Origin of the sequence: Nocardiopsis baichengensis YIM 90130, from assembly GCF_000341205.1 — a bacterium.
GTDB lineage: Bacteria > Actinomycetota > Actinomycetes > Streptosporangiales > Streptosporangiaceae > Nocardiopsis_A > Nocardiopsis_A halophila.
In genome coordinates, this window is sequence record NZ_ANAS01000005.1 from 476419 (window position 1) to 489561 (window position 13143).

At 74.3% G+C, this 13143-nt stretch carries 11 protein-coding genes; 8 read left to right on the forward strand and 3 right to left on the reverse strand.

The window, feature by feature from the left end; all coding sequences use genetic code 11:
• Nucleotides 1–74 precede the first annotated feature (74 nt).
• The 7 genes from C892_RS0105780 (at nucleotide 75) to C892_RS0105810 (ending at nucleotide 7886) form a co-directional block, all read left to right on the forward strand.
• Entirely contained in the window at nucleotides 75–455 is a 381-nt protein-coding gene (locus C892_RS0105780; protein WP_017556454.1) for a DUF485 domain-containing protein, read from the forward strand.
• Nucleotides 452–2041: a monocarboxylic acid transporter gene (locus C892_RS0105785; RefSeq protein WP_017556455.1), complete on the forward strand. Its 1590-nt coding sequence runs from the start codon at nucleotides 452–454 to the stop codon at nucleotides 2039–2041. Before C892_RS0105780 ends, C892_RS0105785 begins: the two co-directional genes overlap by 4 nt.
• A gap of 172 nt (nucleotides 2042–2213) precedes the next feature.
• The gene (locus C892_RS28630; protein WP_040685271.1) at nucleotides 2214–2951 is read left to right on the forward strand and encodes a hypothetical protein; all 738 of its coding nucleotides are present in this window, start codon (nucleotides 2214–2216) and stop codon (nucleotides 2949–2951) included.
• A gap of 140 nt (nucleotides 2952–3091) precedes the next feature.
• The gene (locus C892_RS0105795; RefSeq protein ID WP_017556456.1) at nucleotides 3092–4102 is read left to right on the forward strand and encodes an ArsR/SmtB family transcription factor; all 1011 of its coding nucleotides are present in this window, start codon (nucleotides 3092–3094) and stop codon (nucleotides 4100–4102) included.
• Nucleotides 4103–4491: 389 nt separating this feature from the next.
• Nucleotides 4492–4731: a GlsB/YeaQ/YmgE family stress response membrane protein gene (locus tag C892_RS0105800; protein WP_040685311.1), complete on the forward strand. Its 240-nt coding sequence runs from the start codon at nucleotides 4492–4494 to the stop codon at nucleotides 4729–4731.
• A gap of 284 nt (nucleotides 4732–5015) precedes the next feature.
• Nucleotides 5016–6359 carry an LCP family protein gene (locus C892_RS0105805; RefSeq protein WP_017556458.1) on the forward strand — a complete coding sequence of 448 codons (1344 nt, stop codon included), beginning with the start codon at nucleotides 5016–5018 and terminating at the stop codon, nucleotides 6357–6359.
• 198 nt (nucleotides 6360–6557) lie between these two features.
• Entirely contained in the window at nucleotides 6558–7886 is a 1329-nt protein-coding gene (locus C892_RS0105810; protein ID WP_017556459.1) for a L,D-transpeptidase, read from the forward strand.
• 459 nt (nucleotides 7887–8345) lie between these two features.
• Here C892_RS0105810 and C892_RS0105815 read toward each other — a convergent pair whose 3' ends face one another.
• Both C892_RS0105815 and C892_RS0105820 read right to left on the reverse strand, forming a co-directional pair.
• The gene (locus C892_RS0105815) at nucleotides 8346–9248 is read right to left on the reverse strand and encodes a hypothetical protein (protein ID WP_017539818.1); all 903 of its coding nucleotides are present in this window, start codon (nucleotides 9246–9248) and stop codon (nucleotides 8346–8348) included.
• A 359-nt stretch (nucleotides 9249–9607) separates the two neighbouring features.
• Nucleotides 9608–10795, reverse strand: a complete 1188-nt coding sequence (locus C892_RS0105820; RefSeq protein ID WP_026124156.1) for a hypothetical protein — start codon at nucleotides 10793–10795, stop codon at nucleotides 9608–9610.
• A gap of 251 nt (nucleotides 10796–11046) precedes the next feature.
• On the opposite strand from C892_RS0105820, the gene C892_RS0105825 reads away from it, so the two are divergent.
• Nucleotides 11047–12822, forward strand: a complete 1776-nt coding sequence (locus C892_RS0105825; RefSeq protein ID WP_017556460.1) for a sensor histidine kinase — start codon at nucleotides 11047–11049, stop codon at nucleotides 12820–12822.
• Here the strand turns inward: C892_RS0105825 and C892_RS0105830 are convergent.
• Entirely contained in the window at nucleotides 12762–13121 is a 360-nt protein-coding gene (locus C892_RS0105830; protein WP_017556461.1) for a VOC family protein, read from the reverse strand. The two genes, C892_RS0105825 and C892_RS0105830, sit on opposite strands and share 61 nt — an antisense overlap.
• Nucleotides 13122–13143: the final 22 nt, after the last annotated feature.

Genomic DNA, 13143 nt, shown 5'->3' on the forward strand with positions numbered 1-13143 from the left:
GCAGGTTACGTGCGGATGCCCCGCTCCCTACTGTGGCGTGGAGCACATTCACCCGTTCCCCCTGGAGGTGTGGCGTGACCGGAACCGGCATCGAGCGCGACGTCGGCGGCGCCCCCGACGACCGATGGCGCGAAGTCCAGTCGGGGCCCGAGTTCACCGAGCTCCGGCGGCGGCTCAAGGTCTTCGTGTTCCCCCTGACCGCGTTCTTCATCGCCTGGTACCTGCTGTACGTGCTGCTGGCCGTGTTCGCCCCCGGGTTCATGAGCACCCCGGTGGCCGGCAACGTCAACGTCGGCATCGTCTTCGGCCTGCTGCAGTTCGTGACGACGTTCGTCATCACCGGCCTGTACGCGAGCTACGCCAACCGGCGGCTGGACCCCGTCGCCGGGCGGCTGCGCGAGCACCTCGAGAACGAGACCGCGCGCCAGGAGCAGGACCGGGAGGAGGACCGATGAGCGAGATCAACCCGGTGCTCAACATGAGCATCTTCGGGCTGTTCGTGGCGGTGACCCTGTTCATCGTGTTCCGCGCCAGCCGCAACACCCGCACCGCGGCGGACTACTACGCCGCCGGGCGCTCCTTCACCGGGCCGCAGAACGGGTTCGCGATCGCCGGCGACTACCTGTCGGCCGCCTCCTTCCTGGGCATCTGCGGCGCCATCGCGATCAACGGCTACGACGGCTTCCTGTACTCGATCGGGTTCCTGGTGGCCTGGCTGGTCGCGCTGCTGCTCGTGGCCGAGCTGCTGCGCAACACCGGCAAGTTCACCATGGGCGACGTGCTGGCCTTCCGGATGCGCCAGCGCCCGGTGCGGGCCGCCGCCGCGCTGGCCACCCTGGCGGTGTCCTTCTTCTACCTGCTGGCCCAGATGGCCGGCGGCGGCAGCCTGGTCAACCTGCTCATGGGCATCGAGGGCGAGGTCGGCCAGGCGATCGTGATCGCCGTGGTGGGCGTGGTGATGATCCTCTACGTCCTCATCGGCGGCATGAAGGGCACCACCTGGGTGCAGATCATCAAGGCGGGCCTGCTCATCGCCGGCGCGCTGGCGATGACCGTGTGGGTGCTGGCGCTGTACGGCTTCAACCTGTCCGAGCTGCTCGGCCGGGCGGCCGCGCGGCCGGACGGCGCGGGCCAGGACCTGCTCGCCCCCGGCGCCAAGTACGGCGAGAACCTGCTGACCCAGCTGGACTTCATCTCCCTGGCGCTGGCCCTGGTGCTGGGCACGGCGGGCCTGCCGCACGTGCTGATGCGGTTCTACACCGTGCCCACCGCCAAGGAGGCCCGCCGCTCGGTGGTCTGGGCGATCTCCCTGATCGGCCTGTTCTACCTGTTCACCCTGGTGCTGGGGTACGGCGCCGGCGCCCTGGTGGGGCCCGAGGAGATCAGCTCGGCTCCGGGCGGGGCGAACGCGGCGGCGCCGCTGCTGGCGCTGGCCCTGGGCGGCCCGCTGCTGCTCGGGTTCATCGCCGCGGTGGCCTTCGCGACCATCCTGGCGGTGGTGGCCGGCCTGACGATCACCGCCTCGGCGTCCTTCGCCCACGACGTCTACGTCAACGTGCTGCGCAAGGGCAAGGAGTCCGCGGTCAACGAGGTCAAGGTGGCCCGGGTGACGGCGCTGGTGATCGGCGCCTGCGCGATCGCCGGCGGCATCCTGGCCAAGGACCAGAACGTGGCCTTCCTGGTCGCGCTGGCCTTCGCGGTGGCCGCCTCGGCCAACCTGCCGACCATCCTGTACACGCTGTTCTGGCGGCGGTTCAACACCACGGGCGCGCTGTGGAGCATGTACGGCGGGCTGGGCGCCGCGATCGTGCTGATCGTCTTCTCCCCGGCGGTGTCCGGCAGCGAGACGGCGATGATCCCCGGCGCGGACTTCGCGCTGTTCCCGCTGAGCAACCCGGGGCTGGTCTCCATCCCGCTGTCCTTCCTGCTCGGCTGGCTGGGCACGATGCTGTCCAAGGACCCGGCCGACCCGGAGAAGCAGGCGGAGATGGAGGTCCGCTCGCTCACCGGTGCGGGGGCCGAGAAGGCCGTGGCGCACTGACGCCCGCGGGGGAGGGCGGCGCGGCGCGGCCCTCCCCCGCCCCGCGGGGAACGGTTCCGGGGGGTTCGGCGCGGCTTCGGGGGCCCAGGAAGGGCCCACGAAGCTTGACAATCCGCCCCTGACTCGCGAATGCTGCCGGACCACCCGCTCCCCCTTCCCCCTGGAGAACGCCGTGGACGAATTCCTCCTCGTGCTGACCGGCGGCGCCGTGAGCCTCGCCAGCAGCGCGACCGTCACCTGGCTGCAGACCCGCCACGCCAACCGGGGCGAGGCCCGGGCCACCGCGCGCGAGTCCATCCGCCGCCTGACCGGCCTGTTCATCGCCGAGCGGGACGCCGCCCTGCTGGGCGAGGGCCCCACCACCGGGCTCGCCGAGGCCGAGACGCTGGCCGTGGCCATCGCCGACCGCCGCACCCGCGAGCGGATCCGCAACGCGGTGCGGCTGCTGCGCGAACTCCACCTGACCGAGCTGCAGGAGCTCAGCGGCCAGCGCGCCGAGCAGGGCCGCCGGATGCTCTGCGACCACGCGCTGGAGGTGCTGGGCTCCCACTTCCGCGGCGAGAAGGTCCCGGCCGCCCCACAGGGCATGCAGAAGATGCTGGACGTGGAGGACGAGGCGCTGAACATCCGCTCCGGGGCCGTGCCGCGGGCCGCCGCGCCGGCGTCCGATTCCGGCGCCTCCTCCCCGTCCGGTTCCGGGGCGTCCGAAACGGCGCCGTCCGGGCCGTCGGCACCGGAGGGGGCGGAGGCGCCGGACGCGTCCGCCGAATCGTCCCCGTCCGGCTCCTCCTCCGGCCCTTCCACGTCAGGGGCGTCCTCGTCCGGCTCGTCCGCGCGCAAGCCGGGCCGCCGCCCGCGTACCAAGGCGCGCACCAAGGACCCCGAGGAGAGCGACTTCTGGAACGAGTGAGGCGGCGCAGGCGTCTGATCCGCTGACCGAACACGGACGGACCCCTTACCCGCCCCCGCCCTGCTCCGCATGGTGGCCGGGGCTCCGACCTGAAACGATGGGCGTACCCCGCCCGGCCATCGCGGAGAACCCGACCACCGATGCTGCGCATCCACTTCACCGACGCGGACCTGGCCCGGACACGGGTCGCGCCCGGCGCCGACCCCATGTGGGAGCTCGTGCTCAGCCTGCACCGGCTGCAGAACCGCCGCGGCCGCAACCTCGTCGACCGCTGGTACGGCGAGGCCCGCGAACGGCTCGCCGCCTCCGGGCTCACCCCCGCCCTCAAGAACCGGCTCATCCCCATCGCCCCGCAGTCGATGTACTTCCCCGACTTCCTCACCCCCGACGAGGGGCAGTTCGGGTTCGAGCCCGCCCTGGAGGCGATCGAGGGGCTGCCCCGCCGGGAGCTGGAGGCGCAGCTGGGCATCGTGGCCGCCATGGGCGACGGGCTGGGCTCGTGGGCGCGCGCCCTGGCCGACGGGGACCGGCGGGCCCGCCGCGAGCTGGCCGAGAGTCTGCGCGAGTACCGGCGCGTCGCCCTGGAACCGTTCTGGGACGACCTGCACGCCGACGTCGACGCCGACCGGGTGCGGCGCTCGCGGGACCTGCTCGAAGGCGGCGTGCACGGGCTGCTGGCCGGCTTCGAGCCGCTGATGCGCTGGGAACAGCCGGTACTGCACGTGGTCTACCCCGGCGACCACGACATCGAGCTGCCCCTGCGCGGACGCGGGCTGCGCCTGATCCCGTCCTACTTCTGCTGGAAGTACCCGGTGGCACTGGCCGACCCGGAGCTGCCGCCGGTGCTCGTCTACCCGATGCACAACGGCGTGTACCGCACCCGCAGGCAGAACGTGCTCTCCTCGGGCGGGGAGCGGGCGCTGGGCAACCTGCTCGGCGCCACCCGGGCGGCGGCGCTGACGGTCGTCGCCGACGGGGCCACCACCAACGAGCTGGCGGCGCGGCTGCACATCTCGCCCGCCGCGGCCAGCCACCACACCCGGGTGCTCCGCGAGGCGGGCCTGATCGTCAGCACCCGGGACCGCAACCATGTCCTGCACACCCTGACCGCGGCCGGCGCCGAGCTGCTGGGAGCCGGGCGGCGCACGTGAGGTGCCGCGGGAGCCGCCGCGGTCGAACGTCCGCAGCGGGCTCCACGGCGTGGGTCCGTCGGATGGACCGGCCGGGGGCACCCCCATCCCTGCCCCCGGCCGGGTCCGGCGAACACGTGCGCCGTCCCGTGTGCCCGTCCTGCACGCGGTGCGGCGCGGCGGGTTCGGCGCGGTCACGCCCCACCTATGGTGCCGAGCGGGCTCACCTCAGCGCCACACCCTTCAACCAGACTCTAAAAGTGCAGGTCACAGTGTTTCCAAGGACGACAAAAGCGCCCTTCGGCACACATTCACAGCCCGGAACGCGGATAGGTATACCTGCGGGGCCGCACGCCCCGCCGGTCCATCCGGTGCGATGAAGGGGGAACGCCGTGTTCGAACTGATCTGGATGATCATTCAGGCCGTCGTCGTCGGGCTCATCATCGGGGCCCTGGGCCGCCTGGTCGTCCCCGGCAAGCAGCACCTGTCCATCTGGCTCACCGTGCTCCTGGGGATCGTCGCCGCGTTCGTGGGGGGCTGGCTCGCCTCGCTATTGTCCCTCCACCTCCTCCTCGTCCTGATCGTGCAGATCGTCGTGGCGGCCGCACTGGTCTACCTCGCGGACGGACTGTACGCGCGGCGGGGCTGATCCGCGGCCCGCGCGGGGCGCGCGGCGGACCGTTCCGAGGTCGCGAACGGGTCCGCACGCGCCCCGCGGAATTTCCCCCGGGTTTCCGGGCAACGATTCCGAATACGGGCATCCCCCACGCGCAATTGAGGGCGCCCGTCTCGTAAAATCAGCTCACCCGCGGAGGACGATCCCCACCACCGCGCCGTGGTCCGCCCGTGTCCTGTCGGCCCTTCTCTCCCCCGCATGGTGGCCGGAACCGCACGGACCTCCGTCCATCGCTCCCGTCGAGAAGATCCCCACCGATGCCCGATGACGCCACCCGCCCCGCTCCGGGCGACCCCGGCGATCCGCCCGCGGGGGCCGCGGCCGAGCCGCCGCCCGACACGCCGCCCAGGAGCGGCCGCCGCCGCGGGCTCGCCCGCGCGATCGGCTGGACCGCCGCCGCCCTGGCCGTGGTCCTGGCCGCCGGAGCCGCCACCGCCTACGGCTACTACCACTCGCTCCGCTCCGACATGGTCCAGCACGACCTGAACGCCGCCCTCGACGAGGAGGAGCGCCCGGAGAAGATCGGGGACGATGCCAACATCCTGTTCATCGGGTCCGACGACCGGGAGGACGGGAACGCCGCCTACGGCGGCAAGGACTTCGTCGGCGAGCGCTCCGACTCGCTGATGCTCGCGCACATCTCGCCCGGCGGGCGGGTCACCGTGGTCAACTTCCCGCGCGACTCCCTGGTGCAGCTGCCCCAGTGCGACGCCTACGGCGACGCCGAGGGGACGCGGGGCTACTACGGCATGATCAACGCGGCGCTGTTCCACGGCGGGCCGCCGTGCGCGGTCAAGACCATCGAATCCCTGACCGACGTGCGCATCGACCACTTCGTGCACCTGAACTTCGTCGGGTTCCGGGACATGGTCGACGCCATCGGCGGCGTGCCGATGTGCATCCCCGAACCGATGCAGGACGAGCGCGCCCAGCTCGACCTGGACGCCGGGCGGCAGCGGCTGGACGGCGAGGAGTCGCTGGCGTTCGTGCGCGCCCGCTACGAGATCGGCGACGGCGGCGACATCGGGCGCATCGACCGCCAGCAGATGTTCCTCGGGGCGCTGGCCGCCGAGGTGACCGGGGGCGGTGTGCTGACCGACCCCGGGCGGCTGGACGGGCTGCTGCGCTCGATCTCCGAGCACACCGCCACCGACCGGGACCTGTCCCTGGACAAGATGGTCTCGATCGCCTCCACGCTGAGCGAGTCCGAACTCGACGAGATCGGCTTCTACACCGTGCCCTGGGCCCAGGCGCCCGGCGACCCCAACCGGGTGGTCTGGCGCACGGACGAGGCCGCCGAGCTGTTCGCCGCCATCAAGGAGGACCGCGACCCCGACCAGGAGCCCGACCAGGAGTCCGACCAGGCGCCGGAGGACGGCCCGTCGTCCTCCCCGTCCGACCCCGGCGCCGAGCCGTCCCCCTCCCCGGGGGCCGAGCCCTCGTCCGCCGACGGCGGCGGCCATATCGCCCCGGTCGCTCTCGGCCCCGACGGCGCCTCGGAGGACGGGGGCGAGGGGGTGGACGGCATCGAGGGCCGCGACGCCACCGCGAACCCGTGCGAGGACGGGCTCGGCGAGGGCACCGGCGACGACGGCCGGTGAGGCCCGCGGGCGGCCGGATCCGGTCGCCCGCGCCCCCGGCGCCGCGCGGGACGCCCGGCTTTGGTGGAATGTCCCCCGGTAGTCTCCCGCACTTTTCCGAACCGAATCCCCCGAAGCGGGATCGAACGGGGCACGGAGTGCGCACTCCCCACGCGCCGCATCCGCCCCGTACCGCACCGACGACATGGAGGACCCCCAGTGACTCCCCGCCCCGCCCTGCTGTCGACCCGCCGCCTGCCGGCGCTGGGCGTCGCGGCCGCCGTGTTCGCCGCGACCGCCTGCACCGGTGGTGACGAAGGCGACCTGACCGGCGCCGCCGAGGCGGCGGAAGTCGCCATCGCCCCCGAGGACGGGACCGAGACCGTCGCCCCGGACGCCCCGGTCACCGTCGACGCCGAGAACGGCGAGATCACCGACGTCGTGGTGGAGCAGGCCGCCCCGGAGGGCGAGGGCGAGCCCGACACCTCGATGACCGGGTCGCTCGATGAGGACAAGGCCTCCTGGACCAGCGACTGGACGCTGACGCCCGGGACGGACGTGACCGTGACGGCGGTGGCCGAGAACGCCGACGGCGAGGAGACGGAGGCGGTCAGCCGCTTCTCCGTGGAGCCCTCGGTCGAGGGGAAGCGGCTGGAGGTCAAGACCGACACCCGCGCGCGGAACCTGCTGGACGGGCAGACGGTGGGCGTGGGCATGCCGATCGTCATCGACTTCGACATGCCGGTGGAGAACAAGGACCGGGTCGAGGCCGCGATGGACGTGGTCTCGGAGAAGCCGGCCCAGGGCGCCTGGAACTGGTTCGGCGACAAGCGCGCGGTGTTCCGCACCGAGGAGTACTGGGAGCCGGACCAGAAGGTCACCGTCGACCTGAACCTGGCGGGGGTGCAGGCCTCCGACGGGGTGTACGGCATCGAGAACAGCAGCATCGAGTTCGAGGTGGGCCGCGAGCAGCTCGTCGAGATCGACAACGACGCGCACCACATGACCGTGGAGCGCGACGGGGAGAAGCTCAAGGAGTTCCCGGTCAGCCTGGGGCAGAACACCCAGCACAGCTACATCACCCGCAGCGGCGTGCACCTGGTGATGGAGAAGCACACGAACTACCGGATGAGCAACGACACGCTCGGCGTCTCCCCGGAGGACCCGAACTACTACGAGGAGGTCGTGGACTACGCGGTCCGCATCTCCGACTCCGGCGAGTTCCTGCACAGCGCTCCCTGGAACGGGATGCTGGGCGAGGCCAACACCAGCCACGGCTGCGTGAACATGGCGGTCTCCGACTCCAAGTGGATCTACGACGAGAGCCTTCCGGGCGACCCCATCGACGTCGTCGACAGCGGCCGCGAGATGGAGGTCGACAACGGCTGGGGCTTCTGGGTCCGGGGCTGGGACGAGTGGGTCGAGGGCAGCGCGCTGGGCGAGCCCACCTCCACCGAGTCCTCCGGCACCCCCGGCTCCCCGCACGCCGACCCGGAGGAGTCCGGGAAGAAGGACGGGGACCAGGCCGCCGAAGAGGGCGAGGCCTGACCCCGCCCGCCCGAGCCTGATCGGAGCCGGGCACGAAGGCCGGAGAGCGAGAAGGCGGGCCCGACCGGAACCGACCGGTCGGGCCCGCCTTCTCGGTCGGGGCACGGGAACGGGTCCGGGCGGTGGGCCCCGTTCTCCAGGTAGGCGGGCCGGAGCGTGACCGCTGGACTACGGCGGTCCTTCTCAGGCCGGTGGAAGCACGGGCCCCCGGAGCCGGTCCCCACTGCGCGCCGTCGCCCCGGGACGGCCCCGGAAACAGCGGTGCCGCCCGCGGTCCCAGCGGACACCGCGGGCGGCACCTGGGGCCCTGGACGGGCGACCTGGCCACCGGCGTCTCCGTCCGGGGGGTCCCCACAACCCCGCCGGACGCCCCGCTCGCCGGGGCCGGTCGCGCGCCGCCCAGGGCCGTCGTGCGTCCCGCGGTGGACGGAGACTCGCGGGACGCACGGCCTCGGGGAGCTAGCCCAGGGGCACCTCCGGCAGAGCGTCGGTGCCGGGCAGCTCGGGGCCGACGGCCAAGCCGTCGGTGACGTCGGCGTTCAGGCTGTCGGTGGCCAGGGCGTCCGAGGGCAGCCCGTCGGAGGGAACGGCCCCGGTGGGCAGGCCCGTCTCGGGCAGCGACGCGGGGGCGGGCAGCTCCTCGGCGGCCAGGCCCTCGGTGGGCAGGCCGCCCGCGAGGGTGTCGCCGACGGCGCCCTCGTCCACCGACACCGGGGGCTCCTCGGACATCGCGTCCAGCTCCCCGGCGGTGTTCGGCAGCACCTCGCGCACCGGCCCCTCGGCCGTCCCGGCCAGACCGCCGGCGACGCCCTGCTCGGCGCTCATGGTGCGCACGTCGTCCTGTTCGGCCACCACGACCATGTCGGTGACGGTGTCCGCGGTGTCGCGCACCGCGCCCCCGGCCCCGGGTGCCGGGTTGCCCCGGGGGACGCTGTTCGCCGTGCCGTGCACCAGGCCGTTGACGCCCTTGGCGGGGTGCCCGGCGCCGCCGGCCAGCGGCGCGCTCTGCCGCTGCGGGCCGGCCGCGCCCTGGCCCAGGGCCTGGTCCACGGCGCCGTCGAGCGCGGTCATCCCCTGGTCCACCGCGCCGCCCGCGCCGGAGGCGTCGTGCCCGGCCAGGGCCAGGTTGCGGGTGTCGGGGGCGGGCGCGGTGCGCGCCATGTCGGGCACCTCGCCCGCGGCCAGCGGGGCGGTGACCGGGGCCAGCGCGGCCGAGGCCACCAGCGGGGCGGCGTCGGTCAGCGGGGAGAGCGCCTGCGGGGCGGGCGCGGCGGCCGCGGCCCCCGCGCCGAGAGCGGCGAAGCCGGCGGCGCCCGCCGCCACCAGAACGGCCTTCGCGGAGTTCCGAGCGAACTCGAACATTGGGAGATCCTTCCCGGATCGTGTGGTCATCGCATGTGCAGTGGGGATCGCCGCTTCGCGCCCGGCCTCCGGCGCGGTGCGGCCACTTCTGGACGGTGGGGTGTGCGGGCTCCCCGTCCGTGGGCTCCCGCGCCTGGTGGGCGGGGATCCTTCGGGGCGGGGCCGTCCGGCGGGTCTGGCGGACCGCCGGCCGGCGTGAACCCTCCCGGCGGGAGGAGCTCACGTCGGCCCCCAGGGCTCACGGGCACTGGGACGTGAAGGGCGGTGCGGTGCCGAGGAAGGCGCCGGGACGCCGTGTGCGGAGCGTCCGCGCACGCGGCGCGGGCGGCTCGGGCGACACGGCCCGGTGGACGGCGGCGCTAGTCCGGGGAGACGCCGGGCTCGTCGGCGGGGTCCTGGGGCACCGCCGCCGCGGGGGCGCCGGGGGTGCCGGGAAGGCCGACCGAGGGACGCGGCGCGACGGCCGCGGGAAGGTAGCCCGCGACGGCGGGCGGGGCACCGCCGGACGCCGAGGCGCCGACGGCCAGCGGGGAGGCCTGGTGGGCGGCGGGCGCGCCGCGCTCGGCCCCGGTGTCATCGGCGGCGGGGACGGCGTCCTCCGCGGCCGCGGCGCCCGCGTCCCCCGGTGCGGGGACGGCGGCGCCGGGTGCGTGGTGGCGGGCGGGCCCGGTCCGCGGCCGGTCGGCGGAGGCCTGGGCCCCGCCGTCGCCGCCGGTGTCGGCGCTCCCGTCGTCGGCGGGCTCGTCGGTGTCCGTGCCGGACCGCTCGCCGACGGTGCCGTTCGCGGCGTTCCGGGCCAGGCCGAAGGCCTTGCCTGGAACGCCCGGCACGTCGGAGGCGCCGAAGGCGGCGCCGGGTCCGCCGTGCCCCATGAAGCCGTTCAGGAGCCGGTCGGCGCCGCGGCCCGCGCCCCGGCCCTTGCCGGGGGCGGCAGCGGCCGCGCCCTCGGCGCCGTCGGCGCGCTCGTCCCCGGAGCCGAGTCCCGCGACGCCGCCGACCGCCGAGACGGCCGACCGGGCGGTGCCGGTGACCGGCCCGCGCTGCTCGCCGCCGGAGCGGTCGGAGCGGCCAGAGCGGTCGGACCGGCGGGACGTCTCGTCCGAGGCCGGCTTCGACGACTCCTGCGGGGATTCCTTCGGGGCCGCCTTCGGGGCCGCCTTTCCGGCAGAGTCGCCGGAGCCGGAGGCCCCCTGGGGAGAACGGCCCTGCGGAGCGGAATCCTGCTGAGCGGAATTCTGCGGAGTGGACCCCTGCGAAGCGGTCTCGGGCCGCGCCTCGGGCTTCGGCTCGGGCGCGGGCTCCTGCCGCGCCGTTTCCCCGCCCCCCGGAACCGCGGGGGCGGACGCACCGGCGCCGCCTCCGGCGACGGGGCCCACCGGACCGCCCTTGCCGGGCCCCTCGTCGGCCGAGGCCGCGACGGAGCCCGCCAGCCAGGCGGCCGCCGCGAAACCGGCGACGATCAGACCCCTGCGCGCGGTTCCCCCGGCGCCCGAGCGCACGGCGACCAGCGCGCGCTTCGCGCGTCCCGGCCTTTCCGTGCGGCGCATCGCGGGTCCTCGTTTCGCGGAGGGAAGGACGACGGTCGAACGGACCCAGGGCCGCGGGGGGCGCCCGGATCTGGAGCGACCGTAGCATGACCCCCTATACGGACAACCGAGAACTCCGATTTTCTCCCTCCCGTTCGGCCACGGAAAGGGTCCTCGATCCCTCCCGCGGGGACGCTCCGTCACGGAATACCGGTAATTTTCACGGTGGGAAGCGAGTCGCAACGCCAGCGTGACGGTCGGAGGTAGGACCCGTGACCGAACTCCCCGAAGCAACACCGCGCCCTCGGACCAGCCTGGACGAGCTCCTCGCCGAGCTCAACGCCCGGCTGCAGACCGAGCTGAGCAGCCGCGACCGCGTGCACTCGCTGCTTGAGGCCGTGCTGTCCATCGGCCGCGAGCTCGACCTGGGCACCGTGCTGCGGCGGCTCACCCAGGCCGCGGCCGACCTGGTGGACGCCCGGTACGCCGGTCTGGGGGTCATCGGGGAGGACGGCCGGTTCAGCGAGTTCATCCCGGTGGGGCTGACCGAGGAGCAGGCCGCCCGGGTGAGCCGGTTCCCGCACGGCGAGGGGCTGCTGGCCGTGCCCACCCGCGAGCGGCGCGCGCTCCGCCTCGGCGACCTGTCCCGCCACCCCGGGCGGCACGGATTCCCCGACGGCCACCCGCCGATGCGGTCCTTCCTGGGCGTCCCGATCCAGGTGCGCGACGAGGTGTTCGGCAACCTCTACCTCACCGAGAAGCGCGGCGCCGGCCAGTTCGACGAGGACGACGAGGCCGTGGTGACCGCGCTGGCCACCGCCGCCGGCGTGGCGATCGAGAACGCCCGGCTGTACGAGGAGACCCGGCGCAGGGAGCGGTGGCTGTCGGCCTCCACCGACATCACCACCCGGCTGCTGTCCGGCGAGGACCCGCACGACGTGCTGGGCCTGCTGGCCCGCAACGCCCGGGAGATGGCCGGGGCCGACATCGCCGTGGTGCTGCTGCCCGACCCCCGCGGCCGCGAGCTCATCGCCCAGATCGCCGACGGCCCGGTGGCCGGGCAGATCCTGGGCACGCCGCTGACGGTGTCCCAGACCGCGTGCGGCGCGGTGTACCGGCACGGCGAGGCGGTCACCATCCCGGACCTGCGGCACGCCGACTGCCCCATGCTCACCCACCGCGGCTTCGGCCCGGGGCTGCTGGTACCGCTGGGCACCCCGGACCGCACCCGCGGCGTGCTGCTGCTCGCCAAGAAGGGGGTGAGCTCCCCCTTCGGCGCCACGACCCGGCACATGATCGACGCCTTCGCCGGGCAGGCGGCGGTCGCCCTGGAACTGGCCGAGGCCCGGCGGGACGCCGAGCGGCTGGTCGTGCTGGAGGACCGCGACCGCATCGCCAAGGACCTGCACGACGTGGTCATCCAGCGGATGTTCGCCTCGGCGATGACCCTGATGAGCACGCTGCGGCTGGTGGAGGCACCGCAGGCGCGGGACCGGATCCAGCACACCATCGACGACCTGGACGAGACCATCCGGGAGATCCGCTCCACGGTGTTCGCCCTGCAGACCCCGCCGGCCTGCAACGACACCTCGCTGCGCGGGCGGATCCTGGACGCGGCCGAGGGGGCGGCCCGGTCACTGGGCTGCCAGCCGGGCGTGCGGCTGGAGGGGCCGATCGACGCCTCGGTGCCCGAGAAGGTCGGCGAGCAGCTGCTGGCGGTGCTGGGCGAGGCCCTGTCCAACGTGGCGCGGCACGCGCACGCCACCGAGGTGCACGTGTCGGTGGACGTGGACACCCACGTCACGCTGCACGTGAGCGACAACGGCAAGGGCATCGAGCCGTGCGGGCGGCGCAGCGGGCTGCGCAACCTGGAGGAGCGCGCAACGAGCCTGGGCGGCACGTTCAGCGCCGAGCCCAGCCTGGCCGGCGGCACCCTGCTGCGGTGGAGCGTGCCCCTGCCCGACGAGGAGGACCAGGCCCCCGCCCCTCAGGACGAAGAGGGAGAGGTCAGGCAGAACACGTTCCCCTCGGGGTCGGCCATGCGCTGAAAGGCTCCCTGCGCGTCGGTGACGACCGGCCCCTCGACGGCGGCCCCCTTCTCCCGCGCCGCGCGCGCGACCGCGGCGATGTCCTCGACCCGCACGTCCAGGTGGAACCGGAACCGCCCCTCGGCGGGGTCCGGAACGGGCTGGAAGGAGATGCGCGGCCGCCCCGCTGCGGCGGGCAGGAAGGACCACCCGTCGGCGCGGTCGACCTGCTCGGCCCCGAGGAGCCAGGCCCAGAAGCGGACGAGGTCCGTCGGCGCGGCGGAATCGACGACGATCTGGTCCAGGGCGGCAGTGGGCATGGCGGGAGGCTACCGGCCCCGC

Bases quoted from the DNA above. Each gene is read 5' to 3' on its own strand.
- C892_RS0105785 (WP_017556455.1), top strand. From the start codon at position 452: ATGAGCGAGATCAACCCGGTGCTCAACATGAGCATCTTCGGGCTGTTC.
- C892_RS0105820 (WP_026124156.1), bottom strand. From the start codon at position 10,795: ATGCGCCGCACGGAAAGGCCGGGACGCGCGAAGCGCGCGCTGGTCGCC.
- C892_RS0105830 (WP_017556461.1), bottom strand. From the start codon at position 13,121: ATGCCCACTGCCGCCCTGGACCAGATCGTCGTCGATTCCGCCGCGCCG.
- C892_RS0105815 (WP_017539818.1), bottom strand. From the start codon at position 9,248: ATGTTCGAGTTCGCTCGGAACTCCGCGAAGGCCGTTCTGGTGGCGGCG.
- C892_RS0105795 (WP_017556456.1), top strand. From the start codon at position 3,092: ATGCTGCGCATCCACTTCACCGACGCGGACCTGGCCCGGACACGGGTC.
- C892_RS0105800 (WP_040685311.1), top strand. From the start codon at position 4,492: ATGATCATTCAGGCCGTCGTCGTCGGGCTCATCATCGGGGCCCTGGGC.
- C892_RS0105805 (WP_017556458.1), top strand. From the start codon at position 5,016: ATGCCCGATGACGCCACCCGCCCCGCTCCGGGCGACCCCGGCGATCCG.